The organism is Jiella sonneratiae (assembly GCF_017353515.1).
Taxonomy (GTDB): domain Bacteria; phylum Pseudomonadota; class Alphaproteobacteria; order Rhizobiales; family Rhizobiaceae; genus Jiella; species Jiella sonneratiae.
Genome location: NZ_JAFMPY010000007.1, coordinates 64,431 through 91,154 on the forward strand (window position 1 = coordinate 64,431; position 26,724 = coordinate 91,154).

30 protein-coding genes are annotated in these 26,724 nt (G+C 67.2%); 14 read left to right on the forward strand and 16 right to left on the reverse strand.

Going from position 1 to position 26,724, the window contains the following annotated elements:
• Nucleotides 1-106: 106 nt before the first annotated feature.
• From tsaB to trpS, 7 genes are all read right to left on the reverse strand, one after another.
• On the reverse strand, nucleotides 107-862 hold the full coding sequence (tsaB, locus tag J1C47_RS08570; protein ID WP_207350337.1) for a tRNA (adenosine(37)-N6)-threonylcarbamoyltransferase complex dimerization subunit type 1 TsaB: 756 nt from the start codon (nucleotides 860-862) through the stop codon (nucleotides 107-109).
• Nucleotides 863-1,129: 267 nt separating this feature from the next.
• Complete coding sequence (locus J1C47_RS08575) at nucleotides 1,130-1,390, reverse strand: type II toxin-antitoxin system Phd/YefM family antitoxin (protein WP_207350338.1); 261 nt, start codon at nucleotides 1,388-1,390, stop codon at nucleotides 1,130-1,132.
• A 91-nt stretch (nucleotides 1,391-1,481) separates the two neighbouring features.
• Nucleotides 1,482-2,054: a NifU family protein gene (locus J1C47_RS08580; protein WP_207350339.1), complete on the reverse strand. Its 573-nt coding sequence runs from the start codon at nucleotides 2,052-2,054 to the stop codon at nucleotides 1,482-1,484.
• A 225-nt stretch (nucleotides 2,055-2,279) separates the two neighbouring features.
• The gene (locus J1C47_RS08585; RefSeq protein ID WP_207350340.1) at nucleotides 2,280-2,771 is read right to left on the reverse strand and encodes a universal stress protein; all 492 of its coding nucleotides are present in this window, start codon (nucleotides 2,769-2,771) and stop codon (nucleotides 2,280-2,282) included.
• A gap of 52 nt (nucleotides 2,772-2,823) precedes the next feature.
• Entirely contained in the window at nucleotides 2,824-3,120 is a 297-nt protein-coding gene (locus tag J1C47_RS08590; protein ID WP_207350341.1) for a type II toxin-antitoxin system RelE/ParE family toxin, read from the reverse strand.
• The gene (locus J1C47_RS08595; RefSeq protein ID WP_207350342.1) at nucleotides 3,117-3,377 is read right to left on the reverse strand and encodes a hypothetical protein; all 261 of its coding nucleotides are present in this window, start codon (nucleotides 3,375-3,377) and stop codon (nucleotides 3,117-3,119) included. Before J1C47_RS08595 ends, J1C47_RS08590 begins: the two co-directional genes overlap by 4 nt.
• Nucleotides 3,378-3,455: 78 nt before the next feature.
• A complete protein-coding gene (trpS, locus tag J1C47_RS08600; protein WP_207350343.1) occupies nucleotides 3,456-4,520 on the reverse strand; it encodes a tryptophan--tRNA ligase in 1,065 nt (354 codons plus the stop codon).
• Between the two features lie 302 nt (nucleotides 4,521-4,822).
• Between trpS and rpmI the strand changes: the two genes are divergently transcribed.
• From rpmI to pheT, 7 genes are all read left to right on the forward strand, one after another.
• Nucleotides 4,823-5,023 (forward strand): 50S ribosomal protein L35, encoded by a 201-nt coding sequence (gene rpmI / locus J1C47_RS08605; RefSeq protein ID WP_134761604.1) that lies wholly within the window; start codon nucleotides 4,823-4,825, stop codon nucleotides 5,021-5,023.
• Nucleotides 5,024-5,061: 38 nt separating this feature from the next.
• Entirely contained in the window at nucleotides 5,062-5,481 is a 420-nt protein-coding gene (rplT, locus tag J1C47_RS08610; protein WP_207350344.1) for a 50S ribosomal protein L20, read from the forward strand.
• A 188-nt stretch (nucleotides 5,482-5,669) separates the two neighbouring features.
• Nucleotides 5,670-6,758, forward strand: coding sequence for a phenylalanine--tRNA ligase subunit alpha (pheS, locus tag J1C47_RS08615; RefSeq protein ID WP_207350345.1), 1,089 nt, complete (start codon nucleotides 5,670-5,672; stop codon nucleotides 6,756-6,758).
• 58 nt (nucleotides 6,759-6,816) lie between these two features.
• Nucleotides 6,817-7,125, forward strand: a complete 309-nt coding sequence (locus J1C47_RS08620; RefSeq protein WP_207350346.1) for a hypothetical protein — start codon at nucleotides 6,817-6,819, stop codon at nucleotides 7,123-7,125.
• A 27-nt stretch (nucleotides 7,126-7,152) separates the two neighbouring features.
• Complete coding sequence (locus tag J1C47_RS08625) at nucleotides 7,153-7,605, forward strand: hypothetical protein (protein WP_207350347.1); 453 nt, start codon at nucleotides 7,153-7,155, stop codon at nucleotides 7,603-7,605.
• Nucleotides 7,606-7,651: 46 nt separating this feature from the next.
• Entirely contained in the window at nucleotides 7,652-8,080 is a 429-nt protein-coding gene (locus J1C47_RS08630; RefSeq protein ID WP_207350348.1) for a GFA family protein, read from the forward strand.
• Nucleotides 8,081-8,182: 102 nt separating this feature from the next.
• Nucleotides 8,183-10,597 carry a phenylalanine--tRNA ligase subunit beta gene (pheT, locus tag J1C47_RS08635; protein WP_207350349.1) on the forward strand — a complete coding sequence of 805 codons (2,415 nt, stop codon included), beginning with the start codon at nucleotides 8,183-8,185 and terminating at the stop codon, nucleotides 10,595-10,597.
• A 97-nt stretch (nucleotides 10,598-10,694) separates the two neighbouring features.
• Here pheT and J1C47_RS08640 read toward each other — a convergent pair whose 3' ends face one another.
• Nucleotides 10,695-11,180, reverse strand: coding sequence for an MmcB family DNA repair protein (locus J1C47_RS08640; protein WP_207350350.1), 486 nt, complete (start codon nucleotides 11,178-11,180; stop codon nucleotides 10,695-10,697).
• A 193-nt stretch (nucleotides 11,181-11,373) separates the two neighbouring features.
• Nucleotides 11,374-11,790, reverse strand: a complete 417-nt coding sequence (locus J1C47_RS08645; protein WP_207350351.1) for a MerR family transcriptional regulator — start codon at nucleotides 11,788-11,790, stop codon at nucleotides 11,374-11,376.
• A gap of 229 nt (nucleotides 11,791-12,019) precedes the next feature.
• Between J1C47_RS08645 and J1C47_RS08650 the strand changes: the two genes are divergently transcribed.
• On the forward strand, nucleotides 12,020-12,754 hold the full coding sequence (locus tag J1C47_RS08650; protein ID WP_245396449.1) for a L,D-transpeptidase: 735 nt from the start codon (nucleotides 12,020-12,022) through the stop codon (nucleotides 12,752-12,754).
• Between the two features lie 298 nt (nucleotides 12,755-13,052).
• Here J1C47_RS08650 and J1C47_RS08655 read toward each other — a convergent pair whose 3' ends face one another.
• On the reverse strand, nucleotides 13,053-13,919 hold the full coding sequence (locus tag J1C47_RS08655; RefSeq protein ID WP_207350352.1) for a quinoprotein dehydrogenase-associated SoxYZ-like carrier: 867 nt from the start codon (nucleotides 13,917-13,919) through the stop codon (nucleotides 13,053-13,055).
• 200 nt (nucleotides 13,920-14,119) lie between these two features.
• A complete protein-coding gene (locus J1C47_RS08660; RefSeq protein ID WP_207350353.1) occupies nucleotides 14,120-15,055 on the reverse strand; it encodes a quinoprotein relay system zinc metallohydrolase 2 in 936 nt (311 codons plus the stop codon).
• Nucleotides 15,056-15,791: 736 nt separating this feature from the next.
• On the opposite strand from J1C47_RS08660, the gene J1C47_RS08665 reads away from it, so the two are divergent.
• From J1C47_RS08665 to J1C47_RS08690, 6 genes are all read left to right on the forward strand, one after another.
• Complete coding sequence (locus J1C47_RS08665; RefSeq protein ID WP_245396450.1) at nucleotides 15,792-17,633, forward strand: methanol/ethanol family PQQ-dependent dehydrogenase; 1,842 nt, start codon at nucleotides 15,792-15,794, stop codon at nucleotides 17,631-17,633.
• Between the two features lie 421 nt (nucleotides 17,634-18,054).
• On the forward strand, nucleotides 18,055-18,834 hold the full coding sequence (locus J1C47_RS23695; protein ID WP_245396451.1) for a c-type cytochrome: 780 nt from the start codon (nucleotides 18,055-18,057) through the stop codon (nucleotides 18,832-18,834).
• Between the two features lie 16 nt (nucleotides 18,835-18,850).
• A complete protein-coding gene (locus J1C47_RS08675) occupies nucleotides 18,851-19,783 on the forward strand; it encodes a substrate-binding domain-containing protein (protein WP_207350354.1) in 933 nt (310 codons plus the stop codon).
• 133 nt (nucleotides 19,784-19,916) lie between these two features.
• Nucleotides 19,917-20,447: a PQQ-dependent catabolism-associated CXXCW motif protein gene (locus J1C47_RS08680; RefSeq protein WP_207350494.1), complete on the forward strand. Its 531-nt coding sequence runs from the start codon at nucleotides 19,917-19,919 to the stop codon at nucleotides 20,445-20,447.
• A 204-nt stretch (nucleotides 20,448-20,651) separates the two neighbouring features.
• Nucleotides 20,652-21,161 (forward strand): cupredoxin domain-containing protein, encoded by a 510-nt coding sequence (locus tag J1C47_RS08685; protein WP_207350355.1) that lies wholly within the window; start codon nucleotides 20,652-20,654, stop codon nucleotides 21,159-21,161.
• 3 nt (nucleotides 21,162-21,164) lie between these two features.
• Nucleotides 21,165-21,626 (forward strand): DUF411 domain-containing protein, encoded by a 462-nt coding sequence (locus J1C47_RS08690; RefSeq protein WP_207350356.1) that lies wholly within the window; start codon nucleotides 21,165-21,167, stop codon nucleotides 21,624-21,626.
• 109 nt (nucleotides 21,627-21,735) lie between these two features.
• On the opposite strand, the gene J1C47_RS08695 is transcribed toward J1C47_RS08690, so the two are convergent.
• The 5 genes from J1C47_RS08695 to J1C47_RS08715 all read right to left on the reverse strand — a co-directional run bounded on the left by J1C47_RS08695 (nucleotide 21,736) and on the right by J1C47_RS08715 (nucleotide 26,712).
• A complete protein-coding gene (locus J1C47_RS08695) occupies nucleotides 21,736-22,515 on the reverse strand; it encodes a glutaredoxin (protein WP_245396453.1) in 780 nt (259 codons plus the stop codon).
• Between the two features lie 197 nt (nucleotides 22,516-22,712).
• Nucleotides 22,713-23,450 (reverse strand): FadR/GntR family transcriptional regulator, encoded by a 738-nt coding sequence (locus tag J1C47_RS08700; protein WP_207350357.1) that lies wholly within the window; start codon nucleotides 23,448-23,450, stop codon nucleotides 22,713-22,715.
• Between the two features lie 327 nt (nucleotides 23,451-23,777).
• Complete coding sequence (locus J1C47_RS08705; RefSeq protein WP_207350358.1) at nucleotides 23,778-25,067, reverse strand: TRAP transporter large permease subunit; 1,290 nt, start codon at nucleotides 25,065-25,067, stop codon at nucleotides 23,778-23,780.
• Nucleotides 25,068-25,094: 27 nt separating this feature from the next.
• Entirely contained in the window at nucleotides 25,095-25,589 is a 495-nt protein-coding gene (locus J1C47_RS08710) for a TRAP transporter small permease (RefSeq protein ID WP_207350359.1), read from the reverse strand.
• A 109-nt stretch (nucleotides 25,590-25,698) separates the two neighbouring features.
• Nucleotides 25,699-26,712, reverse strand: coding sequence for a TRAP transporter substrate-binding protein (locus J1C47_RS08715; RefSeq protein ID WP_207350360.1), 1,014 nt, complete (start codon nucleotides 26,710-26,712; stop codon nucleotides 25,699-25,701).
• Between the last annotated feature and the right edge of the window lie 12 nt (nucleotides 26,713-26,724).

The following is a 26,724-nucleotide window of genomic DNA, read 5'->3' on the forward strand; positions in this document are numbered from 1 at the left end:
GGCCCCGAAAATCTCCGGGACTGCGGTCGATCGATAAGTCCCGGCCCGCCGATCGGCTTCGGCGGGCGGGCGCTGTCACTGAAAACACTATGATATCCGCGATCGATTAGGGAAAGCTTTCCGTCGCGTCCCGGCGCAACGAGGGGAGTGAGGAGGGCTTGGCGTCGGCCGAGCGCAGATAGACAGGCCGCGGCGGCGTTTCCGCGGCACCGGCCGCGCCGAGACGGGCGAGCGCTTCCGGATCGATCCTGTCGCGATCGTCGAGGAGGATCGCCTGCCCGCCGGCGAGATGGCTTGCCGCGATCGGCGCCCCGGATCCGACGAGCCGGAGCGGACCCGGCCATGCGCCGGCATCGGCGAGGAATGCTTGCAGGGCCGCCGGGGCGAGCGCGGCGGGAGAGGCGAGCGGGCCTCCGTCGGCCGCAAAGAGGCCGGCATAGACTTCGCCGCGGCGGGCATCGAGAACCGCGAGGATCGGGCTCGCCGTGGCGCCTTCCTCCTCGCCCTCGTCTGCCGCACGGGATTCGTTGCGGAAAACTGCGCCATGGGCGAGGGCGGCCAGCGTCGAGACGCCCACCGCCGGAACGTCGAGGGCGAGCGCCAGGCCGCGGGCCGCCGCGACCCCGACGCGGATGCCGGTGAAGGAGCCGGGGCCGGTGGCGACGACGATGCGCGTCAGATCCCCGTAGCGGGCCCCGGCCGCATCGAGTACCTCCGCGATGACGCCGGTCAGCCGCTCGGCATGACCCTTGCCGATCTCGGGTTCGGCCGCGGCGAGGAGACGCCCTGCGCCGGCCGGGTCGAAGATCGCGGCGGTGCAGCGCGTGAAGGCGGTATCGATGGCGAGAATCAGGGGCGGCATGGGCTCGCGGATGACTGCTGGCAAGATCGGTGCGTCGGACGAGCCAGGCGCGGGCGGGTCATGTCGACGAACCGATGCTTCGATGCGGCCGCCGGTGAAACAAAGTGCCATCTCGGCCGCCTCGCACGTGATCCACGCAGATTGCAACAGGGCAAAGAGAGGCTGCAGAGATCGATATCCAATCGGCGAGAGCGATGGCTTCGATGCAAACCTTCGCCGAGTCCTCTTCCAGCAGGATTGCCATCAAAGCAGACGTATCGACGACGATCACCCTGGCAGGCCGTCTTCGTCGTAGAGGAAATCCTGGCTGCGCGCCGCAGAGGGACCGGGGGTGGCGTTGAGGCGCGCAGACCGCTGAATTTCTTCCAGCAAGGCACGCCGCGAGACCGCCTTCGATGCCGCCTTATCGACCGGCTCGAGCCGAATGCGGGGCTTTCCATGATGGGTCAGAATGACCTCTTCGCCTGCCTCGGCCCGGCGCACGAGTTCGTCCAGTCGGCCTTCGGCCTCAGCGATAGACGCTTTCATTTCGCGTCCTTTCCACACCTCGGGAAAACTCAGCCTGAACGAAAACATGATCGCCGCGACACGATCGATTTTTGTGTGCCTTAACCCCGAATTAAGCCGCCTCGACGGCTTCCACGGCCTCGACCTCCGGCAGGAAGTGGCGCAGCAGATTCTGGATGCCGTGCTTCAGCGTCGCGGTCGAGGAGGGGCAGCCCGAGCAGGCGCCGCGCATGTTGAGATAGACGGTGCCGTCCTTGAAGCCGCGGAAGGTGATGTCGCCGCCATCCTGCGCGACGGCCGGCCTGACGCGGGTCTCCAGCAGTTCCTTGATCGTCGCGACGGTCTTCTCGTCGGCGGAATCGAAGAACTCCTCGCCGCCCGTGGCGGCCGGCGCGCCGCTCGGCGCCATGACCGGCTCGCCGGCCATGAAATGCTCCATCAGCGCCGCGAGGACCGCCGGCTTCAGATGCTGCCACTCTGCCGCCTTCTTCGTCACGGTGACGAAATCGTAGCCGAAGAAGACGCCCGAAACGTCGGGAATCGCCATCAGCCGGGCGGCGAGCGGCGAGCGCATCTCGGCGTCTTCGAGCGAGGCGAATTCCTCGGTGCCGCGCTCGACGACCACCCGGCCGGGCAGGAACTTCAGGGTCGCGGGATTGGGGGTGACTTCGGTCTGGATGAACATCGTCTCGGCCTTTCGCCAGCTCTCGTCGCGTCGGGGCGGTCCCGGAGGGCGTTTCTGGAATCCTTCGGCTTTCTACCGGCTCGCCGCTTCTGCCGCAACAAATGGGGACGGCGGGGCCGGATGTCAGCGGCATGCGGGGGGCGGCTGACGGCTCCGGGCATCTTCAGGCGGCTTCGACCGGCCCGATACCGCCCGGCCGTTGGCGACGGATCCGGCACGGCCGCATCAGCAGAGGCTGATGATCTCGTCGTCGGTGAGCGAGGCCGGCACGATCGTCACCGGGATCGGGAAGGCCGCCCCCTTGCCGGCGACCGCCGACACCAGCGGTCCGGGCCCTTCGCCGGCTTCGCCCGCGGCGAGGACGAGAATCGCGATCTCGCGGTCGGCCTCGATCTGGCCGTGGATCTCCTCGATGATCTTGCCCTCGCGGATCACCGTCTCCGGCTCGATGCCGACGACCTCGCGCAGGTCCTCCGCGACCTTGGCGAGGCTGTTTTCGGCCTCTTCCTGCGCCTCGGCCCGCATCAGCTTCTCGACGCCGAGCCAGTGCTGGAAGTCGCCGGGCTCGATGACGTAGAGGAGAACCGCCCCGCCGCCCGACGCCTTGGCGCGATAGGCGGCGTAGGAGGCCGCCCGGGTGCATTCGGGCGTGCCGTCGATGATCGCCAGGAACTTGCGCTTGCCGCCGGCTTCGCGGCCCAGTCGTTTTGAAACCATGGCGCTAAGATGGCGGGGAGAAGGGACGGAGGCAAGGTGGGGCGGTCCTGGCTTACGAGTCCCCGTCTCCGCTCGGCGCGGTCTTCTGCTTCTGATGGATCAGGCGGAGGATTTCGAGCCTGTCCGAAGTCGCGCGGTATGTGACGAGATAGGACGTGCGCAAAATCAGCTTGACGGAAACGCCCGTCATCTTCGTCGGACGGCCGATCGGTCGGTTCGCGAGGGCCACGACACCAGCCGCGATCCGATCCGAGACGAGTTGGGCGGCATGCGGGTCACGATCGCGGAGATATCGCATGGCATTGCGGAACTCGGTGCGCGCCCGCGGGGCCCAGACGATCGTCCTCAAGCGGTTCGGCGTTTGTCGGCCGAGTCGAGCATTGCGCGTATCTCCGCCACGACATCCTCGTGAGCGAGGCCGCCATTCTCTTCGACGTCGGCAATCCGCCGCTTCAGCTCCGCGATCTCGGCCATGTCGGCCTCGAAATATTCGTCGAGCATGACGCCGAGATAGCTGGCGGGGTCGTGGCCGGAGGCTTCGGACAGCCGGCGGAGCTTGTCGGCCGCGTCGCCCGAAAGCGTCACCGTCATGGCTTCGCCGCCCATTCCGGCCTCCTTCGTTGCCTGTCGATCCGCAGAAGATAGCGAAAGATCATCCAGGTTGCGAGGCTCGGCCGCGTCCGCCTACTGCAGAAACCCGACGATCTCCTTGACGTCGCGCATCGTCCTTTCGGCGATCGCGCCGGCCCGCTCGCCGCCGTCCTTCAGCACGGCGTCGATATGGCCGGGATCGTCGGTCAGCCGGCGCATCTCGCCGTTGATCGGGGCGAGCTTCTCGACCGCGAGCTCGGCGAGCACCGGCTTGAACTCGGAAAACTGCCGGCCGCCGAAGTCCGTCAGAACCGCCGCCTTGCTCGTCTCGGCGAGCGCCGCGAAGATGCCGACGAGATTGTCCGCCTCGGCCCGGCCCTCCAGCCCCTTGACCTCGGAGGGGAGGGCGTCGGGGTCGGTCTTCGCCTTCCTGATCTTGCGGGCGATCTGCTCGGCGTCGTCGGTCAGGTTGATGCGCGACAGGTCCGACGGGTCGGATTTCGACATCTTCTTCGAGCCGTCCTTGAGGCTCATGACCCGCGTCGCCTCGCCCTCGATCAGCGGCTCGGTGATCGGGAAATAGCCGTTCACCGTCTCCTCCCCCATGGCGATCTCGGTGCCGAGGCCGGCGGCGGCGATCTTCTGCGAAAAGTCGTTGTTGAACTTGATGGCGATGTCGCGGGTGAGTTCCAGATGCTGCTTCTGGTCGTCGCCGACCGGAACGTGGGTGGCGCGATAGAGCAGGATGTCGGCAGCCATCAGGCTGGGATAGGCGAGAAGCCCGAGCGAGGCGTTCTCGCGGTCCTTGCCGGCCTTCTCCTTGAACTGCGTCATCCGGTTCATCCAGCCGATGCGGGCGACGCAGTTGAAGATCCAGGCGAGTTCGGCATGGCCGGAGACGCGGCTCTGGTTGAAGACGATGTGGCGCTTGGGGTCGATGCCGGCGGCAAGGAAGGCGGCGGTGATCGAGCGGATCTGGCCCTTCAGGTCGTCATGCACGAGCTGCGCGGTGATCGAATGCAGGTCGACGACGCAATAGATGCAGTCCTGGCTTTCCTGCAGCGCGACGAACTTCTTGATCGCGCCGAGATAGTTGCCGAGATGCAGGTTGCCAGTCGGCTGCACGCCGGAAAAGACGCGCGGGGCGAAATCGCTCATGGGGGCGGCTCCGAAGAAGGAAACTCGGATTTTGCCGGGCCTTATGGCGGAGGCGGGTCCGGCGATCAAGCGTCGGCGGCTCGCGCCCGGGGAGCGGGCCCGCATGCGGCGCGATCCCGGACGATCCCTTGCATAAGATCACGCCCTCGCGTATGAGAGCCACCGTTCAGAGGTGAGCCGGCCGGCAGGGCATGCCGTGGCGGTTCCAGATGCTGTTCGCGACCTTCCCTTCTAAGAAGGACTGTCCGGGGCTGCCGCAAGACGGCCCGGTCCGGCGTCGCGATCCCTTGAAGGAGAGCAAAATGCCCAAGATGAAGACCAAGTCGAGCGCCAAGAAGCGCTTCAGGATGACGGCCAACGGCCACGTCAAGGCGGGAGCCGCAGGCAAGCGCCACGGCATGATCAAACGCTCCAACGACTTCATCCGCGACGCGCGCGGCACGATGATCCTGTCGAAGCCCGACGAGCGGATCGTCAAGACCTATATGCCGTACGACCGCTGAGCGGCGCCGCGGGCAGAAAGATTTCAGGAGTTTAGATCATGGCACGCGTCAAGAGGGGCGTTACCGCCCACGCCAAGCACAAGAAGGTTCTCAAGCAGGCCAAGGGTTTCTACGGCCGCCGCAAGAACACCATCCGCACCGCCAAGGCCGCCGTCGACCGCTCGAAGCAGTATGCGACGCGCGATCGCAAGGTCCGCAAGCGCAACTTCCGCGCCTTGTGGATCCAGCGCATCAACGCCGCCGTCCGCGAGCACGGCCTCACCTACGGCCGCTTCATCGACGGCCTGAACAAGGCCGGCATCGAGGTGGACCGCAAGGTGCTGTCGGACATCGCGATCCACGAGCCGGAGGCCTTCGCCGCCCTCTGCGAATCCGCCAAGACCGCGCTCGCCTATCTCAAGGACGGCGAGTTTCCGGGCGCCTACGAGCGGGCGGTCGGAGAAAAGCGCGCGGCCTGACGCACGATCTGGGACTTCGGACGGCTTTCGTCCGGCGTCGATCGTGCGGCAAACGACAGGCCCCGTCTGACATTCGAGGAAAGGCCCGCGCGGGAAATGCCGCAGCGGGCCTTTTTCGCGTCGTCGAGATGCGATCCCCAGATGCGAAAGAGCGCCCGCCATGCGGGGGCAGACCGAAGAGGTGACAGGTGAACGACACCGAGGCGCTGGAAGGCGAGCTTCTCGCCGCGATCGACGCGGCAGGCAACGAGGCCGCGCTGGAGGCGATCCGCATTGCCGAACTCGGCAAGAAGGGCCGGATCTCCGAGATGATGAAGGGGCTCGGCAAGATGAGCCCCGAAGAGCGCAAGGAAGCCGGCCCGCGGCTGAACGGCCTGCGCGACCGGGTGCAGGAAGCGATCGCGGCAAAACGCGATGTCCTGGCCGAGGCGGCGATCGCCGCACGGCTTCGGGCCGAGCGGCTCGACGTGACGCTGCCGGTCCGTCAGGGCGCGGCCGCGCGCGGGCGCATCCATCCGATCTCCCAGGTGATCGACGAGATCACCGCGATCTTCGCCGACATGGGGTTTTCGATCGCCGAAGGGCCGGACATCGAGACCGACTATTACAATTTCACGGCGCTGAATTTTCCCGAAGGCCACCCGGCCCGCGAGATGCACGACACCTTCTTCTTTGCCCCGGACGCCGCGGGCGAACGCAAGGTGCTGCGCACCCACACCTCGCCGGTCCAGATCCGCACCATGGAGGCTCAGGAGCCGCCGATCCGCATCGTCATTCCCGGCAAGACCTACCGCCAGGATTCCGACGCCACCCACACGCCGATGTTCCATCAGGTCGAAGGCCTGGTCGTCGACAAGACCTCGACCATCGCCAACATGAAGTGGGTGCTGGAGGAGTTCTGCAAGGCGTTCTTCGAGGTGCCGCAGGTGAAGATGCGCTTTCGTCCGTCCTTCTTTCCCTTCACCGAACCCTCGCTCGAGGTCGACATCCAGTGCGACCGGTCGAAGCCGGGAGAGGTCCGTTTCGGCGAAGGGTCGGACTGGATGGAGATCCTCGGCTGCGGCATGGTGCATCCGAACGTGCTGCGCGCCGGCGGCCTCGATCCCGACGTCTATCAGGGCTTTGCCTGGGGCATGGGCATCGATCGCATCGCCATGCTGAAATACGGCATGGCGGACCTCAGAGCCTTCTTCGACGCCGACATCCGCTGGCTCGAACATTACGGCTTCCGCCCGCTCGACATGCCGACGTTGTTCGGGGGGCTGAGCCAGGGGTGAGGCGGCCGGAAGAGGGATGTGCTACCCTCGACGAGCCCGCTATCGAAGGAAGCCTGTCATGGCATCGCTCAAATACGCCGTCTTGGCGGACGAGGAAGTCAAGGCGTTGCTGACGTCGGCGCTTGCCGATGTCCTCGGCGAATTCGGCTTCAAGGGCGCGACGTTCGACGAAGAGATCGATTTCGACGGCGAGCCGATCTTCCGTGTCGTGGCGACGGTCGAGCGGCGCGTTCCCGCAGCGAGTTTGATGGACGCGATCGCGGCGACCAACCGAGCGCTTCGACGCAGAGGCGACGACCGTTTCGTCATCTTGTCGACCGACTGGCTCGGTGCACCCGAGGAGCCGCTGGTGGAGGAATCCGAGTAGGTGCCCAGTCGGACGATTGCCGGGCAGATGATCGAGGTTGCCGATCTGCTGACGGAGAGCGCGACCCGCAACGATGCCGTGCGGCGGCGTGCGATCAGCACCGCATACTACGCAGTCTTCCATGCGCTGGCGAGGCTTTGCGCGGACTACATCACCCGTTCCGCGTCCCGATCTTCGCAGGAGTACCGACGCGTCTACCGTGCGCTCGAACATGGACCTTTGAAGACCGTCTTCAGTCGCGCTCCGCTCAAGGATCGAGACAGGTTGGCGCGCATCGGGGAAACTCTCGTGATCCTTCAGACAGAGCGACATCGGGCCGACTACATGCCTGCTGCCAGAGAGCTGTTCTCTCTCGCCAAGACCAGGGAACTCGTCGATCTCGCTCGCCAAGCCGTCCATGAGATCGAAATGATCGAGTCCGGTCACGATGACCGGCGCACTCTTGCGGTCTGCCTTCTCTTCAAAGAGCGATCGCAGTGACCGCCCCCGAAACAACGATCAGGCAATGCAAGGTGAGCCGCTTCCCATGACCACCTCCGCCGCTTCCCTCCACACCGGCGGCTGCCGCTGCGGGGCGCTCCGATTCGGCTGCGGTGCCGAACCGCATTTTGCCGCCATCTGCCATTGCGGGGACTGCCGGAAGGCCTCCGGCGCGCCGTTTCTCGCCTTCGTCGGCTTTCACCGCAGCGCGGTGACGTTCGAGGGCGGCGAAGGCATGCGCTATGGCGAGGCGCCGGTCGCGCGGTCCTTCTGTCCGACCTGCGGCGCGCCGATCGCCTATTTCGACGAGCGGCTGCCGGACAGCATCTATTTCGTCATCGGCGCCATGGACACGCCGCAACGCTTCGAGCCGACGATCCAGGCCTTCGCCGGGAAGGCGCTGCCCTTCGCCTGCGTGTCGGTCGATCTGCCGGCGCGTGCCGGCGGCGCCGTGCCGCGGCCCGAACACCCATGAAGCCCGCTTCGCTTCCGGCCCGCCCGGCCGCAAACCGATAGCCCGAACGCCACCCCTTTGGCGGCCGCGCCGGCCGCCGCCACCAAGACGACGCAGGACACGATGAAGTTCACACTCTCCTGGCTGAAAGACCACCTCGACACCGAGGCGAGCCTCGGCGAAATCTGCGAAAAGCTGACGATGATCGGCCTCGAGGTCGAATCCGTCGACGACCGGGCGGTGTTCGAGCCGTTCCGCATCGCCCGGGTGCTATCGGCGGCTCAGCATCCGGATGCCGACCGGCTGAAACTCCTCTCCGTCGATGCCGGGCCCGAGGTGAACGGCGGCAAGCCGCTGCAGATCGTCTGCGGCGCGCCGAACGCCCGGGAAGGCCTCGTCGGCGTCCTCGCCCTTCCGGGCACCTATGTGCCGGGCATCGACACGACCCTGGCGGTCGGCAAGATCCGCGGCGTCGAATCCTTCGGGATGATGTGTTCGGAGCGCGAGCTCGAGCTCTCGGACGAGCACAACGGCATCATCGACCTGCCGGCCGACGCACCGGTGGGCAAGCGCTTTGCCGACTATGCCGGGCTGATCGATCCGGTGATCGAGATCAACCTGACGCCGAACCACCCCGATGCGACGGGCGTTTCCGGCGTCGCGCGGGATCTCGCGGCCGCGGGCCTCGGAGCGCTGAAGACCCCGGCGGTGCCGCGCATCGAAGGCGAGGGCGACGTCGGCGTCGCGCTGGAAGTGACCAGCGCCACCTGCCTCGGCTTCGCGCTTCGCCGCGTCTCCGGCGTCAAGAACGGCCCATCGCCCGAATGGCTGCAGAAGCGGCTGAAGGCGATCGGCCTTCGCCCGATCAACGCCCTCGTCGACGTCACCAACTACATCACCTTCGATCGCGGCCGGCCGCTGCACGTCTTCGACGCCGGAAAGGTGGCGGGCGGGCTGCGGGTGCGCGACGCTGCCGAAGGCGAGACGATCCTCGCGCTCGACCAGCGGGAATACGCGCTTCCCGCCGGGGCCTGCGTCATCGCCGACGACGAGGGCGTCGAATCGATCGCCGGCATCATGGGCGGCGAGCATTCCGGCTGCGACGAGACGACGACCGAGGTGCTGGTCGAATCGGCACTGTGGGAACCCCTCGACATCGCCCGCACCGGCCGGACCCTCGGCATCGTCACCGATGCGCGCTACCGCTTCGAGCGCGGCGTCGACCCTGCCTTCATGGAGCCCGGCCTCGATCTGGCGACCCGGATGATCCTCGATCTCTGCGGAGGTACCGCCTCGAAACGCGTCGTCGAGGGCGTCGCGGCGGTCCCGCCGAAGGAGATCCGCCTGCCGCTCGCCGAGTTCGAGCGCCTCACCGGGCTTTCGATCGATCCCGCCGAACAGGAGCGCATCCTCGGCGTTCTCGGCTTCGCGCCGCGCTGGGAAGGCGATGCCCTTCATTGCACCGTGCCGAGCTGGCGGCCGGACGTCGACGGCAAGGCCGACCTCGTCGAAGAGGTGATGCGGCTTCACGGGGTGGACGAGATCCGCCCGGTGCCGCTTCCTGCCCACTCTTCGGTCAACGGCCGCATCCTGACGACGCCGCAGATCCGCGACCGCGCCGCGCGCCGGGCGCTGGCCGCCCGCGGCATGGTCGAGTGCGTGTCCTACAGCTTCGTCTCGCAGATCGAGGCGCAGACCTTCGGCGGCGGCGATCCGGCGCTGAAGCTCGCCAATCCGATCTCGGCGGATCTCTCCGACATGCGGCCCTCGCTGCTGCCGGGGCTGATCGCCGCCGCGCGGCGCAACGCCGCCCGCGGCTACGGCGACACGGCGCTGTTCGAGGTGGCGGGGATCTATCAGTCCGACATGCCGGAGGGCCAGAGGCGCGTTGCCGGCGGCATCCGCCGGGGTACGGCGGGTGAGGCCGGGCCGGGCCGCTTCTGGTCGGGCAACGCCGCCGCCGTCTCGCTCTACGATGCCAAGGCCGACGCCTTCGCCGTCCTTGAGGCGGTCGGCTTTCCGGCCGACAGGCTGACGATCGAGGCGCCGGCGAGCGACTGGTACCATCCGGGCCGCTCCGGCCGCGTCAAGCTCGGACCGAAGGTGGTGATCGCCGAATTCGGCGAGTTCCATCCGAAAGTCCTGAAGACGCTGGACGTCGCCGGCCCGCTCTGCGGCTTCGAGGTGTTTCTCGACCGCGTGCCCGAACCGAAGAAGAAGCCGACCCGCACGAAACCGGTGCTGGCGCTCTCGCCCTTCCAGCCGGTGCGGCGCGACTTCGCCTTCCTCGTCGACGCCTCGGTCGAGGCCGGCCGCATCCTCAGGGCGGCGGAGGGCGCCGACAAGGCGCTGGTCAGGGAGGTGCGGGTGTTCGACGTCTTCTCGGGAGAAGCGCTCGGCGGCGACAAGAAGTCGGTCGCCATCGAGGTGACGCTCGCACCGGGCGAGCGCACGCTCACCGAGGAAGAGCTCGAGGCCGTCTCGGCGAAGATCGTCGCCGGCGTCGGCAAGGCCACCGGCGCGACGCTGCGCGGCTGACGCGGTTCAACTCCCGATCAGGGCACGGCCGGCCTCGCTGCGGGCCGCCGGCCCGGCCCTTCCGGCCGCGGTCGCCGACGACCGGCGCAGGAGCCGGTCAGTCGGCCGGCGCGGGGTTGGCCGCCCATTCGGCCTGCAAGAGGCGGTTGGCCGACAGCCGTGCGAAGCGCAGCGTCATCGCCTTGCGCGTCGCCGGGGCGAGGCGCTCGAGCGGCGCCTCGCGCAGGATCTCCGCTTCGTAGCCGTCGGAAAGGATCAGCCCGTAGTCCTCGGGAAAGATCTCCGTCGGAACGCCCGGATGGGTGGCGAAATAGAGCCGGTCGCAGTGCAGCCGGTAGATCGGCCATTTCTGGTCGACCCGGAAGTCCTGGATGGAGGTCTTGATCTCGACGATGGCGATCTCGCCCTTGTCCGACAGGCAGACGAGATCGGCGCGGCGGCCGGAATCGAGCGGCATCTCCGGCAGCAGCGCGACCTGGCGCGCCTGCATCAGCCGCTGAACGCCGCGGCGGACCATCATGGCGCGCTCCGACTGGCGGCCGTCGATGAGGGGTTCCGGGGCGAAGGGCGAGACGAGCGGCATGCGGGGAGGGTTAACCGCCTGTGAAACAAAACGCAAACGAATCGCGATAGTTCGCCAGCCTGACGAAGAACGGCCGTCGCGTGAAGGCCGGCCTCACACGGTCCGGCAGATCACGTCGTGATTCCGGAAACAACGACGCTCATTCGCCGCGCGGGCTTGATGCGAGCCCCGCTCCGATCGAGCGGATCTCGTATCAGTCGTGCTGCCGGCGGTCGCAGATGCGCTGCTCTCCGGCGATTTCGTCGAGGATCGGGCAGTCGGGGCTGGCGCCGCCCTCGCACTGGTCCGTCAGGGCGGCGAGGGCGCGTTTCAGGGAATTGAGTTCGAGGATCTTGCGGTCGATCTCGACGATCCGCCGGCTGACCAGCCGGCGCACGTCCTCGCGGTGGCGGTTCTCGTCGCCGTAGAGGGCCAGCAGCTTGCGCGCCTCGGCGATCGAGAAACCGAGCGATCGCGATCGTTGCAGGAAGCGCAGCACATGGACGTCGCGCTCGCGATAGTCGCGATAGCCGTTGTCGGCCCGCATGGGCTTGATCAGACCGACTTCCTCATAGTAGCGGATCGTCTTCGCGGGCAGACCTGACTGCCGCGAAGCCTCGCCGATATTCATGGTCTGACCCTTTCGGGTTCGCTGCGAAGACGACCAGCGACATGTCGCGGCGCCGCCACAGGTCAACTGTGACGGCACTGCAACAAACTCTTTCTTAACCACGATAGGCTGCAATGAGGCCGTTGCCCGGCTGCCTGGCGAGGCCTATCGGAGAGGAGGGTCCGATGTGCTTTCGCCGAAGGTCCAGCCGGACAGACATCCCGACACTTCAACCGCAACGGCACCCGTCATGACGATCAAGACAAGTTTCGCCGTCGGCTCCGCGACCCTGTCGCTGATGCTGGCCGGCTGTGCGGACAACCCGCACCGTGCGAGCCTGCATCCGGCCGCCGACGCCCAGGTCGCCGCCTATGCGGGGCCGGACGATCTGGCGACTGCCGGCGGCCTCGCCGCGACGGGAGAGATCGGCTACGGCGCGGTGACCGACGACGGTTTCGCGCTTCCGGCCATCCCGACCGCCAAGGTCGATCCGCAGTTCCTGCGCCAGGAGGTCTCCTATCCCGACGGTGCGCAGTACGAGCCCGGCACGGTCGTGGTCGACACCGCCAACCGCTTCCTCTACGTCGTCGAGGCGAACGGCATGGCCATGCGCTACGGCATCGGCGTCGGCCGGCAGGGCTTCTCCTGGGCCGGCGATGCCGAGGTCCACGACAAGCAGCACTGGCCGAAGTGGTTCCCGCCCGCCGAGATGATCGACCGCAAGCCGGAGCTCGAGCCGTATCGCGAAGGCATGCAGCCGGGCCTGACCAATCCGCTCGGCGCCCGCGCCCTCTATCTCTGGCAGAACGGCAAGGACACGCTGTTCCGCCTGCACGGCACGCCGGAATGGTGGACGATCGGCACCGCGGCCTCCTCGGGCTGCATCCGTCTGATGAACCAGGACATCGTCGACCTCTACAACCGCGTGCCGCTCGGCGCGAAGGTGGTCGTCAAGCAGGGCAACGAGCGCCTCGCCAAGCGCTGACCCGAAGCGGCGGAGGGCGAGGGCCGGCCATCGGCCTTCCCGGCCGCATTCCAGGTGGCCTTCCCCGGCGGCCTGTCCGGGCCGGGGCCGCCGGCCGGACGCTGCCGCCTTCCAAGAAATCGACGCGACATGATCGGACCGGCGCAGGCGAAAGCCAGCGCCGGTCGTTGCTTTTTGGGGCCTTGTCGGGGTTCGTCGGGACGGCACCGCGCAGCCGCGCGCCTTCAGAGCCGCGCGCCTTCAGAGCCGGGCGGCGGCGAAGCAGCCGATTCCCGTGTCGGCCGGCGGCGCCGTCCCGTCAGGACTGCTCGCCCGCGAAGTTCTTTTCGAAGACCTTGCCCTCGGTGTCGCTCGCCTTGGCATGGAACGGACCCGCGGCGTCGGAGCCGTAGGTGAAGCGGAAGCTCGGATCCTCCGAGATCGAGATCCCGCCCGTCATGGTGAAGAGCGGCTGCTCGCCCTTTCCGACCTCAAGGTCGGTGATGAAATGGGCGGGGATATAGAGAAGCGTCACCTGGTCCTTCTGCAGGCCGGAATTGTTGGGATGGCGGATCATCAGCTGCGCCTCGTTCAACGCCGCATCGCCGGTCTGAAACTCGCGAAGCTTCATCTTGCCCATCTCGCGGGCGGCGACTTCCGGATCCTTCGCCGCGGGAGCGGCGCAGCCGCCGGCTGCCTTGACGAAGGTCTTGGTCACGAACAGGCGGCCGTCGGCGGTCTCGGCGACGGCGTGGATGTCCGTATAGGCATTGACCCGCACCCGGGTCGACAGCGTCCTGATGTCGGCGCCGTCGGCGAATTCGAAAGTCGCGGCGACGGGCGAGGGGTTCTCGTCGATGACGAGCGTGACCTTGCGCACGTCCATCGTCGGATCGAAGCTGAGCTTCACCGGCACGACGGCGGGATCGGTGGCGCGCTTCGGCGCCTCGATCGCGACGGTGTCGGTGCCCTCGATCAGCTTCCTGTCGCCGAAGAGGTCGGGCTTGAGGTTCGGCCAGGCGGATTCGGCCTCGGCCGCCCGCTGCTCCGGCGAGATCTCGGCCGCGGCATCGGCGCCCGCCGCCACCGCCTGCCCGGCGACGCCGAGGACGAATGCAATGGAAGAAGCTGCGAGGAGTGCCTTGGTCCGGCTCCGGCCGGCCTCCCGGCGACGGCGTGCGATCATCGGTTTCCTCCCTGAGGTTCGGCCGGTGTTGCGAAGTCTTCCGCTTGGGATTCGCCCCGGCCGCGTGCCCTGCGGGACATCTTGACCCGATTTACCGCCCCGGCAAGGTCTTGCGCCTTCACGGAGGCGGCACCGCGCGGCTTCGTCGCGGCACCGGCGGCCGTTTTCAGGTCGAAGTCGGGGTAGGCACTGCCGCAACCCTATTCCCATTCGAGCTCGGCATAGGCCGCGGTGGCGTTGCGCGGATTGTAATCGTCGAAGAGCTGCCACGCGCCGCGCTCGCCGGCGGCGATCGTCGGGACGGCGTCGGCGAGCGGCACGCCGTCGGCGATCGCCTTGCGGGTGTCGGCGGCGAGCGTTTCGAGATAGCGGGCCTCGGCGTCGATCGCCTCGGGCCATGGCGCGCTGACCGGCCCGTGGCCCGGCACCACGCGTTCGGCGGGGATCGCCTTCAGCGCCGGAATCTGCGCCAGCCAGCCCTTCAGGCTGCCGTCGAGAACCGGACAATGCTGCATGAAGACGAGGTCCCCGGCAAACAGCGTCTTCGTGCGCTCGTCATAGACAGTCAGGTCGTTGTCTGTATGGGCAGTCCCCCAGGCGCGCAGAACGATCGTCCGGCCGCCGAGATCGATCCGGCGCTCTTCTGCGACGGTCTCGTCCGGCGGGGTGATCGCCACGGCGCCGGCGAGCGCCGGGCCGATCTGCGCCGACATCGACTGCTTGTAGAAGTCCGCCCGCGCTGCGAGGGCCGCCGGCAGCCTGCGATGGCCGACGACATGGGCGCCGGCCGCCGCGAAGACCTGATTTCCGAAGACGTGGTCGGGATGCATGTGGGTGTCGATCAGATAGGCGACCGGCTTGTCGGTGATCCGCCTGATCGCCGCGAGCGTCGCCTCGCCGTCCGCGACGCTGCCGCCCGAATCGACGACGGCGACGGCGTCGTCGCCGACGATGAAGCCGATATTGGCGATGGCACCGGCATTTTCCGGCGTCTCTTCGGCGATCGCGCCGTGGCGGACGTAGACGCCCGGCGCGATCTCCTCGAAGGCCGGGAACGAGCCGGCCGCGGCGGGCGCCTGCCAGAACGTGGCGAAAAGCGCGACGAGGGCGGCTGCGCGCAGGAGCGGGCTGATCATGACGATGCTACCTTTCTGGCGCCGGATGCGGCACCCGGCCGCCGCGCCGAAAATGCCGGCTGGGCCGGCGGCCATGGGGATTCGCCATGGCGCCCCGCCAGAATGGACCGCGATCCCGCCTCCTGGGAAGGCAGAAACCCCCTGCGGCATGTTGACCGGAGGAGATTTGCTGCATCGCAATATCGGCGTCCCGCGAGGAAGAACGGCGCGAACCGCAAAGATGAATCGCCCCGGCCGCCCCACTGCGCGTCCACTCGTGGTGTTTCCCGCTGCTTTGTCGGATTGGGATGGGGTTGGACGTGCGACCGATGTTCTGCAGCAATCGGACCGAGAATTGCAGTCGTTCCGCAATAAAGCATCAGATATGACGCGCGGACACGTGGATAGTTCACGACAAACCGGAAGAAGAACTTTCGGCACCCGCCGCTCCGGGAGGGATGATCGATCGGGGTGTCGGTGCTTTTGTGCAGTGCACATAGAAAACCTCGATATCTCTGCTTGCGCAGGAAAAATTCCCGCACTAGGGTGTGCCCCATGGTTTCCGGCTTCAAGATCGGTGGTGTTGGGAGCGCCCCGAATCTCGAAGGCCACTGGTAGGGTAATGTTCAACGGTGCCCACCAAGACCCCTATTGGAGGTCGTGACACGCTGCCGGAAGCCTTCCCCATTCATCGCTGGAATCGTGTCGGCCCGCTGTGCGTGCCTGCGCGTGCATCAGTCCCATGGGAGGAGACTTCATGCTGAAATCAATCACCACGGCCGCGCTGGCTTCGAGCCTCTTGATCGCACTTGGCAGTGCCGCTTCGGCCGCCAGCCTGCAGGACATGACCAAGAATTCGTCCGACTGGGTCATGCCCACGGGCAACTATGCCAACTGGCGTTACTCCGAACTCGACAAGATCAACAAGGACAACGTCTCCAAGATGGTCCCGGCCTGGTCGTTCTCGACCGGCGTGCTGCGCGGCCACGAAGGCAATCCCCTGGTGATCGGCGACACGATGTACGTGCACACGCCGTTCCCGAACCTCGTCTATGCCCTCGACCTGAAGAACGACGCCACGATCAAGTGGAAGTACGAGCCGAAGCAGGATCCGAACGTCATCCCGGTGATGTGCTGCGACACGGTCAACCGCGGCGTCGCCTATGCGCCGGCCGACGGTGACCGTCCGGCCCTGGTGATCCTCGACCAGGCCGACACGACCCTCGTCGCGCTCAACGCCGATACCGGCGAAGTCGTCTGGTCGGTCAAGAACGGCGATCCGTCCAAGGGTGAGACCGGCACTGCCGCACCGCAGGTCGTCAAGGACAAGGTCCTCGTCGGCATCTCCGGTGGCGAATTCGGCGTGCGCGGCCGCATGACCGCCTACAGCCTCGCCGACGGCAAGGAAGTCTGGAAGGCCTACTCGACCGGTCCGGACAAGGAAATGCTGATCGATCCGGAGAAGACCACCGAACTCGGCAAGCCGGTCGGCAAGGACTCCTCGGTGAAGACCTGGGAAGGCGATCAGTGGCAGATCGGCGGCGGCGCCACCTGGGGCTGGACGGCCTACGACCCGGACCTGAACCTCGTCTATTACGGCACCGGCAACCCCTCGACCTGGAACCCGGCGCAGCGCCCGGGCGACAACAAGTGGTCGATGACCATCAATGCTCGCGACGCCGACACCGGCGAGGCGAAGTGGGTCTACCAGATGACCCCGCACGACGAGTGGGACTATGACGGCGTCAACGAGATGCTGCTTGCCGACGTCTCCGTCGACGGCAAGGACCACAAGGCCCTCGTCCACTTCGACCGCAACGGCTTCGCCTACACCCTCGATCGCGAGAGCGGCGAGCTGCTGGTGGCCGAGAAGTACGACCCGGCGGTGAACTGGGCCACCAAGGTCGACATGGACAAGAGCTCCAAGACCTACGGCCGCCCGCTCGTCGTCGACCAGTACTCGACCGAGCACAACGGCGAAGACGTGAACACGACCGGCGTCTGCCCGGCCGCGCTCGGTACCAAGGACCAGCAGCCTTCGGCCTATTCGCCGGACACCAAGCTGTTCTACGTGCCGACCAACCACGTCTGCATGGACTACGAGCCGTTCCGCGTCGCCTACACTGCGGGCCAGCCTTATGTCGGCGCGACGCTGTCGATGTATCCGGCCCCGAACAGCCATGGCGGCATGGGCAACTTCATCGCCTGGGACGCCGGCAAGGGTAAGATCGTCTGGTCGCTGCCCGAGCAGTTCTCGGTGTGGTCCGGCGCTCTCGCCACCAAGGGCGGCATCGTCTTCTACGGCACCCTCGAGGGCTATCTGAAGGCGGTCGACGCCAAGACCGGCGACGAGCTGTTCAAGTACAAGACCCCGTCCGGCATCATCGGCAACGTGATGACCTACGAGCAGGGCGGCAAGCAGATGGTCGGCATCCTGTCGGGCATCGGCGGCTGGGCCGGCATCGGCCTCGCAGCGGGCCTCACCGATCCGAATGCCGGTCTCGGCGCGGTCGGCGGCTATGCGGCGCTGTCGAAGTACACCGCCCTCGGCGGTCAGCTGACGGTCTTCACGGTCCCCGACCAGACCGCTTCGAAGTAAGCCGGAAACGGGCATGAACCGGACGGGCCTCGCGACACGCTCGCGGGGCCCGTTCCTTGAAGGGTTCCGGCTCCTGGGACTTCTTCCTGAATCGGGGCGTGCCGGCGAAACGCCGCCGGTATCCGGGGCACGGCACGATCCGAAACGAAATTCTGGCAGGGCGGCCGCGACGGAAGGCTCGTCGCATCCCGCGCCAGTCGTGCCGTCCGCGCTTCATCGACGCGGCGGCCCGCCGGAGAAAATGGGTCTGCAACGGGTTCCGACATCGCCGCCGGAGCGCCGCCCGGGACGGAGCAGCGGCTGCCCCGTTCCGCCGTCGGGCGGGGAACAGCATGTCACCGGCACGGCCTCGCCCAGATCGGGAGCGGCCAACCGAACCGCCAAGGCGACCACGATGTCGCGCCAAGAGTTGAGGGTTTGCATGACGACGAAATTGATCGCGCTGGCCGGGATGCTGGTCCTTTCGGTGTCCGGTCTGGCGCTCGCCGAGACCGCCGGGACGACCATCGTGCCGCAGGGGCAGTCTGCCGGCGAGGGCGCTGCGGCATCGGGCGGTGACGCGGCGGCAAAGCCCGAAGCGGCCAAGCCCGAGGCGGCGGCGGCCGAAAGCAAGCCGGCAGCGGAAGGCGCGGCTGCGACGGGTGCCGCGGCCGAAGGCGGCGCGGCCGCCGATGCCGGCGGCGAAGGCGGCAAGGCCGCCGACGGCGCCGACATGGCGAAGATGAAGCCCGACGCCCATCCGTCCAAGGACACGGAGACCGAGGGCAATACCCCGCAGCTCTCAGATCTCGGCGAATACAAGGATCCGGCCGGCAATCCCACCTATCTCATCGACTCCGCAGGCAAGGTCGATTGGTACACCTGGCGCGGCTACAAGAAATACATGGCCAACTGCATGCAGTGCCACGGACCGGACGGTCTCGGCTCGTCCTTCGCGCCGAACCTCACGGACCAGCTGACCGCGCTGTCCTATTACGACTTCGCCGGCATCGTCGTCAGCGGCCAGCAGAACAAGTGGAATCCGAGCGGCAATTCGGTGATGCCGGCCTGGGGCGACGATCCGAACGTCATGTGCTCGATGGACGCGATCTACACCTATCTGCGCGCCCGGGCCGACGGCGTCGTCGGCCGCGGCGAGCCGAAGCGGATCGCCAACAACAAGGAGGCCCAGGATGCGGAGTACAAGTGTCTCGGGTTCTGAGCCGATGAGGGCTTGCATGAAATCCGGCGCGCGCGGCCTCGGCCGCGTCGCCGCGGCCATCGCCGGCCTGCTGCTCGTTTCGAGCGGCGCGCTGGCGCAGGCCGACCGGGAGTTCGGTAGCGAGATCGAACTGGTCGATCCCGACGTCCTCCGGGTCTGTGCCGATCCGAACAACATGCCCTTCTCGAACCAGAAGGGCGAGGGTTTCGAGCAGGCCGTCGCGAACTTCCTGGCGCAGAAGCTCGGCCGCAAGGACGTCACCTACACCTATTTCCCGCAGGCGACCGGCTTCGTGCGGATGACGCTCGGCTCCAATCTCTGCGACATCATCATGAGCTATCCGCAGGGTGACGAGCTCGTCCAGAACACCAACGCCTACTATCGGACGGCCTACGCGCTGGTCTATCCGAAGGGCGGCGACCTCGAGGGCGTCACCAGGATCGAGGATCCGAAGCTGAAGGGCAAGCGCATCGGCATCGTCGCCGGCACGCCGCCCGCCACCTATCTCGCGAGGGCCGGGCTGATGGCCAAGGCCAAGCCCTATCCGCTGGTGATCGACACGCGCATCGACAATTCCGCCAAGGCGATGATGACCGACCTGGAAAAGGGCGACATCGATGCCGCGGTGCTGTGGGGGCCGATGGCCGGCTACTACGCCAAGGGCGCTTCGGAGCCGCTGTCGGTCGTGCCGCTCACCCACGAGGGCAAGGGGCCGGCGATGGCCTTCCGGATCACCATGGGCGTGCGTCCTTCCGACCAGGAGTGGAAGCGCACGCTGAACCGGACGATCGCCGCCAACCAGGCCGCGATCAACGACATCCTGCTGTCCTACGGCGTGCCGCTGCTCGACGAACAGGACCATCCGATCGAGCCATCGGCGAAGAAGGCCGACGACGCGGCCGGAGCCGAAAAACCCGGTGCCGGCGAGACGGCCGGCCCGAAGGGCTGACATGCGGGGCGGAGCGACGCCCGGCGGGTTCCTGCGACGGGAAACGCCGCATCCGGCCCGCCGCGAAGGGCGCGGCCAGGGCCTCCGGGCTCTCGCCCTCGCCCTCGGCCTCACCGCCGCGGCGGTCGGCCTCATGCCGGCCTTCACCTTTGCGGCTGCCGCCGCCGACGACGCGGCGCCGGTCGCCGAGCCGCACGGCTACCGGATGGACGACTACCGTGCTGCCGTACCGGCGACGCTCGCCGGCGGGACGGTGGCCGATACGGCGGCCGCGGTTCGTCTGCACGGGGAAGGCGTTCCTTTCGTCGACGTCCTGCCGCGCGTCCCGCGGCCGAAGAACCTGCCGAAGGACACGATCTGGCGGCCCGAGCCCAGGAAGGACATTCCGGGCTCGATCTGGCTGGTGGACACCGGCTATGGCGAGCTCGCGCCGGTGATGCAGCGCTACTTCTTCGACGGTCTCGCGCGGGTCACCCGAGGCGACAAGGCGGCACCGATCCTCTTCTACTGCAAGCGCGACTGCTGGATGAGCTACAATGCCGCCAAGCGCGCCGTCGCCGCAGGCTATTCGTCGGTCTACTGGTATCCCGACGGCACGGAGGGCTGGGTGGAGTCGGGCCGCGCGCTCGAAAAGCGCGAGCCGGAGCCGCGCCCCGACGAGTGACGCCGGAGGGCGGCGATATGGCGCGCCGGCCTCGCCCGAAATTTGGCACTGATTTCCGGCAGACTCGGTTCGTCAGATCGAAACGGCCGGAACAACGTGGGTGAGAGCCGCCTTCCGGCGTCCTGCGGGACGCGTGGCGCTCTCTCTCCGTCGGGCGCGGAGCCCGCAGCATCGCGGGGCGCGGGAAAAGCGGAAGGGCGTGACATGAGGCAACGTCTGGCAATTTCGTTGGCGACGCTGCTTGCCGGCGCGGCATGCGCCGTCGCTTCGAACGGCGCGGCCATGGCGGCGGCTGGCCATCACGGTGCGCACGATGCGGCGGAAATTTCGCCGGCCGCCCGCCAGCCCGACAGGACGATCGCCCTCGCCATGGTCGAGAAGGACGACGGCTCGATGGGCTTCGAGCCCTCGACGGTGACGGTGCGGGCGGGGGAGGCGGTTCGCTTCGAGATCCGCAACGATGGCCGCACCGATCACGAATTCGTCCCCGGCGACCATGCGGCACTGATGGCCCACAAGGCGGAGATGGAGGCGATGCCGGACATGGCACATGGCGCCGAGGGCGCGTTGCGGCTGGCGCCCGGGGCTTCGGGCTCGCTCGACCTCGCCTTCGAGGCGGCGGGGACCTTCGAGTTCGCCTGCCTCATTCCCGGCCACTACGAGGCGGGAATGCACGGCGTCCTGACGGTGACGGGCAAGACGAAGGGAAACTGAAGAATGGCCGGACTGACACGCAGGCGTGCGATCGGCCTTGGCCTCGTCGGGAGCGCCCTCTTCGGGCTGACGATCTCCGGCCGGGCGGCCGAGGCGATGACGGTCTACGCATCCCCGTCCTGCGGCTGCTGCCACGGGTGGGTCGAGCACATGCGCGCAGCGGGCTTTGCCGTCGTCGTCGAGGACCGCTCGTCCGACGAACTCGCGCGGATCAAGCGCGCCGCCGGGCTCCCGCCCGCCCTGTCGTCCTGCCACACGGCCCGCATCGGCGGCTATGTCGTCGAGGGCCACGTCCCGGCCGCCGAGGTTGCGCGTCTCCTGAAGGAGCGTCCGGAGGCCATCGGCCTGACGGTGCCCGGCATGCCGGCCGATGCGCCCGGCATGGGCCACGGCGACACGCCGTTCGCGGTCCTTCTGGTGAGACCGGACGGCGAGGCGGAGCGGTTCGCCGCCTATCCGCGCTGAGCGGTGACCGGTCGCAACTGTTCGTCGCGGCCGGAAAGCCCGCGCCGCGCGGCGCGTGAGCGCCCCGCAACGTCGGACGGACAGGGGGCGGGAGGCGCTGCTGCCGCCCTCAGCCCCAGATCATCATCCGCAGCGGCATCCACAGTCCCATGCCGATCATGACGAGGTTCTCGGTCAGCGAGACGAAGCCGAGCGGCACCTTGGAGGCGCCGCCGACGCAGGCGCATTTGAGTTCGCGCTTCTGGACATAGACGGCGTAATAGACCGAGACCGCGCCGATCGTGCCGATGACGAGGGCGATAGGGGCGGACAGCCAGGTGAGCGCACCGGCGATCATCAAAAGCCCCGCCAGCGTTTCGCCATAGGGATAGATCTTGCCGTAGCGCACCCAGCGCCGCGCCAGAAGGTCGTAGTTCAGGAACATCGTCGAGAAGCTCTCGACGTCCTGCAGCTTCTGGATGCCGAGCAGCGTCATGGCGATGGCGAAGAACCACTCGACCGCCCGGACGGTGAGGACGGTGCCTTCCGCCGCATAGGACACGGCGAGCGCCATCAGGAGGGCCACCGAGAAGATCGCGACGACCGGACGGTAGGTCGTCTCGTCGGCGGAGGCGACGGATTTGCCGAAATGTTCGCGAAGCTCGCTGTAGCCGCCGACCCGTTCGCCGCCGAGGAAGGTCTGCGGCGTCGTCTCGACGTGGTGCTCCGCCTTGAAGGCGTCGGTCTCCTCGCGCGTCGTGAGCCAGCGGTCGTCGACGTCGAACCCCTGGCGTTCGAGAAGATCCTTCGACTTCAGCCCGTAGGGGCAGACGTGCTTTTCCATGACCATCCGGTAGAGGACGGCCCGCTTGCTGCCGTTGCCGGCGGAGCCGGACTCGATCGTCTGCATGGTCACTCCTTTCGGGGCGCCGGTCTGCGCCTTTTTTCTCGGCGCCTGTCTGCGCCTTGCGGTTCCGTTCGTTGCGGAACCCATCCGAAAGGGAAATGGTTCTTCCAGTGACTGGAAGGTCAAGGCCGGGTTCGGGTGCCGCGCTCGGCAGTCGTAGCCACCGGCCGCCGAGACCCGCCCTCGAAGGGCCCGCCGGTTCAGAGCGAAAGATCGATCAGCTGGCCGCCGAACAGCCTGTCGCGGGAGTTGATGATGTGCTGGCGCATCGCCTCGCGGGCGTCGCGGGCGCGACGTTCCCTGATCGCGGCGAAGATCGCATTGTGCTCCGCCAGAACCTCGCGCAGCCCCTTCGGCGCGTCGCTCATCAGCGACTGCCCGTGCATCTTCATGCCCACATGGATGTGTTCGCGCAGCGCCCGCATCGAGGCTTCGTAATACTGGTTGTTGGCGGCGCGCGTCACCGCCAGGTGAAAGGCGAAGTCGGCGTCCTCGCGGTGGGTCAAAGAGCCGGTGGCGACGTCGAGAAGGTCGAGCGCCTCCTGGATCTCGCCCATGACAGCCTCGTTGCGCCGCTCGGCCGCCATGAAGGCCGCCTCGGTCTCGATCGTCAGGCGGAATTCGTAGCAGCGCTGGATGTCGGCGATCGTCTCCACCTTGGCGAAGCCGAGCGACTTCGACCGGGGCGAGCGCACGTAGCTGCCGGCCCCCTGGCGCGAATAGACCAGCCCGTCGGCACGCAGGCGCTCCAGCGCCGCGCGCAAGACCGGCCGCGACACGTCGAATTCCAGGGCGAGCTTGGCCTCGGTCGGCAATTTGCCGTTGGCGGCGTAATCGCCGTTGCTGATCCGGCTGTAGAGCAGATGATAGACGCGGTCGGCCAGCGACGTCCGCGGTTTGCCCCGATACGGCTTCGCATCGCTCGCCTCAGATGACATCGATCGAATTCTCCTTCCGCCGATTCCGGTTTGTCATCTTGTCTGCCCGCAGGCAACAGGCTGCACCACGGTTCGCACCGGTGTCTCGGACGCGCCAGACCCCATCGACGTCGTTTCTGCCGCCTGCCGGGCGCCGATCCACCCGTCCATGTCGAAGCGATGTCGCGGGCCGGCCGGCTCGCCCTCCGGCCCTTGCCCGCCGGCCCTCGTCTCGGGCAGCGCTGCGGGACCGCCGCTCGGCCCAACAGTTGACAAATGCCCGCCGCGACCGGCGCTGCGCCACCCGGGGGCGGCCCGGCGAGCCCGCGTCGAGCGTCGTCGACGCGCCTATCCGAGCCCGAACAGGCGCGGCAGGATCAGCACCGTCCAGGGCACGTAGGTGATGATGAAGAGGACGATCACCGCCGACAGGAAGAACGGCCACATGCGGCGGATGATCTGTTCCAGCGGCACGCTTGTGACGATCGCCCCGGTGAACAGCGCGGTCCCGTAGGGCGGGGTGATCAGCCCGATCACCAGGTTGAAGGTGACCACCACGCCGAAATGCACCGGATCGATGCCGATTTCCTTCGCCAGGGGAAACAGGATGGGAACGACGATGAAGATTGCCGGCAGCATGTCCATGAACATGCCCCAGACGAGCAGCCCGAGATTGACCAGCAGCAGGATGACATAGGGGTTCCTGCTGATGTCGAAGAGCGCCGCGGCGAGGTGCTGCGGCACCTGCTCGGTCGCGAGGATCCAGGACAGGATGTTCGAGGCTCCCGAGAGCATCAGGACGGCGGCGGCGAGCGTGCCGCTGCGCATCAGGATCCGCCCGCATCTGCGCCAGTCGAGACGTCCCCCATCGCGCCACAGCATCAGGACAAAGCCGTAGCCGGCGGCGGCGGCCGAAGCCTCCGTCGGCGTGAAGATGCCGCTTAGGATACCGCCGAGGATGATCACGGGCATCACCAGGAAGGGCAGCGCCTCGATCGTGATGGTGAAGACCGCGGCGCGGCCGAGCGCCTTGCGGGACTCGGCTGGGGTGTCGCGTGCCTGCAGGAAGACGACCACGGCCATCGCGCCGGCGACGAGAAGGCCGGGGATCGCTCCGCCGATGAGCATGGCGCCGATCGACGTGCCGGTGACGGCGCCGACCAGCACCATCGGGATCGAGGGCGGGATGATCGCGCCCTTGATGGAGGCGGATATCGCCAGCGCTGCCGCGAAGGGCTTCGGATAGCCGCCCCGCGCCATCATCTCCACCTGCATCTTGCCGAGCCCGGCCACTTCCGAGATCGCCGAGCCCGAACACCCGCCGAAGAGCATCGAGGAGACGATCGTCACATAGCCGAGGCCGCCGCGGAACCGCCCGACGAGCGCATCGGCGAAACGCAGCATCTTCTCTGCCGTGCCGGAGGCGACCATCAGATCGCCGGCCAGGGTGAAGAAGGGGATCGCCATCAGCGTGAAGGTGTCGATCCCGGTGAAGAACTGCTGGACGATCAGGTACATCGGCTGGTCGGCCTGGACCATGTAGACGATGCAGCACAAAACCATCGAGAACGACAAAGGCATGCCGACCGTGACCAGGATCACGAAGGCCACGAGCATGACGACGAAAGGATCGAACACGGGACTGGGAAGCCTTTTTCGGGGAGATCAGAATGCCGACTCGTCCGGCGCGTCCTCAAGCAGCAAGGGCCGCGGGAAAAACCAGCCGCAGACGATCTGTAGGGCCGCCGCCGCCGCCCCGAGTGGCACGGCGAGGTAGACCCAGAAGAAGGACCACCGCAGCGCGGGCGTGGTGAACATCCCCTCCTCCTCGGCCATTTCCAGGCCCTGGTAGAAGAGGATGCAGAGCGTCGCCAACAACAGAGCGTCCACCACGAAGGGCAGCCGCCGCCGAATGGCTTCGGGCAGAAGATCCGTGAGGATGGTGATGCGGGGGTGCTGCTGATGGCGAAGCGCCAGCGCGCTGCCTAACATGACCATGTGGAACATGAGATAGCGGGCGAGTTCCTCGCCCCAGAAGACCGACGGCCAACCGAACAGGCGGCACGCCACGAGATAAAGGATGATGGCGAGCATCACCGCGAGGCAAAGTCCGACCAGGAGGGCGTTCATGAGATAGACGAGGTGCAGGACTTTGCTCATGCTCGCATGGCTCCCTTCACGGCGTGCCGATGTCGGCCCTTGTTCACCCGTTGATGCGGGGGCCGGCAAACCCGGTCGGCCCCGGCCCGCCCGCATCTTCGTTTTTTCTCTATTTCTCGCTCAGCGAGCCGTAGAAGCGATCCACGAGATCGGCGCCGTACTCTTCGGACGCCCAATCCTTGATCGGGCCGACGGTCGCGTCCCTGAAGGCCGCGATCTCCTCGGGGGTCGGGGCATAGACCTCCATCCCGGACTCCTTGAGTTCCTGGATTGCCCGCGCGTCCTGCACGGCGCCGATGCCGGCATAGGCGAGCCGGGCTTCCTTCTCGGCTTCGGTGAAGGCGGCGCGCTCTTCGTCGGACAGGCCCTGATACCATTTCTCGCTGACGATCATCGCAACGACGGTCATCAGATGGTTGGTCAGGGTCATGTGATCCTGCACCTGGCTGTATTTCTGCTGCAGGATGTTGATCGGGGTGTTCTCCTCGCCGTCGACGACGCCGGTCTGCAGGCTCGTATAGAGCTCGAGGAAGGGGATCGGCACCGGGTTGGCGCCGAGCGCCCGCATCATCTCCTGATGCGGAACGATCTCCATCGTCCGCATCTTCAGCCCGGCCATGTCCTCGGGCGTCTTCACCGGCGTCTTCGCCGTCGTCATTTCGCGAAAGCCGTAAGGATCGAAGCTGACGATCCTGATGCCGGTCGAGCGCGCGACGTCCTCGACGAGTTCCTTCACCACCGGGCGGTCCAGGTCGAGGGCGTCCATCATCTGGGCCCGCGAGGTGTAGAGGAACGGCAGGTCGACGACGCCGAGCTTCGGGTCGGCGAGCGAGGCGAGGACGCCGACGGGGACCGCCGCCATGCCGATCGTGCCGCGGCGCACCTGCTGGATCGAGGAGCGGTTGTCGCCGAGCTGGCCGTTGGGATAGCTCTCGACCTTCATCTCGCCGCCGGTCAGCCGCTCCAGCGTGTCCTTGAGGACGAAGGCGTAGGCGGCCGTCGGGTTCTCCGCCGGCGTATCGGGGTCGACATAGCTGTATTTGATCACCTGCGGTTCGGCGACGGCCGGTCCGGATACCAGTCCGGATGCGACCAGACCGGCGAGGGCCCATGTCACTTTCATTGCATTCTCCTC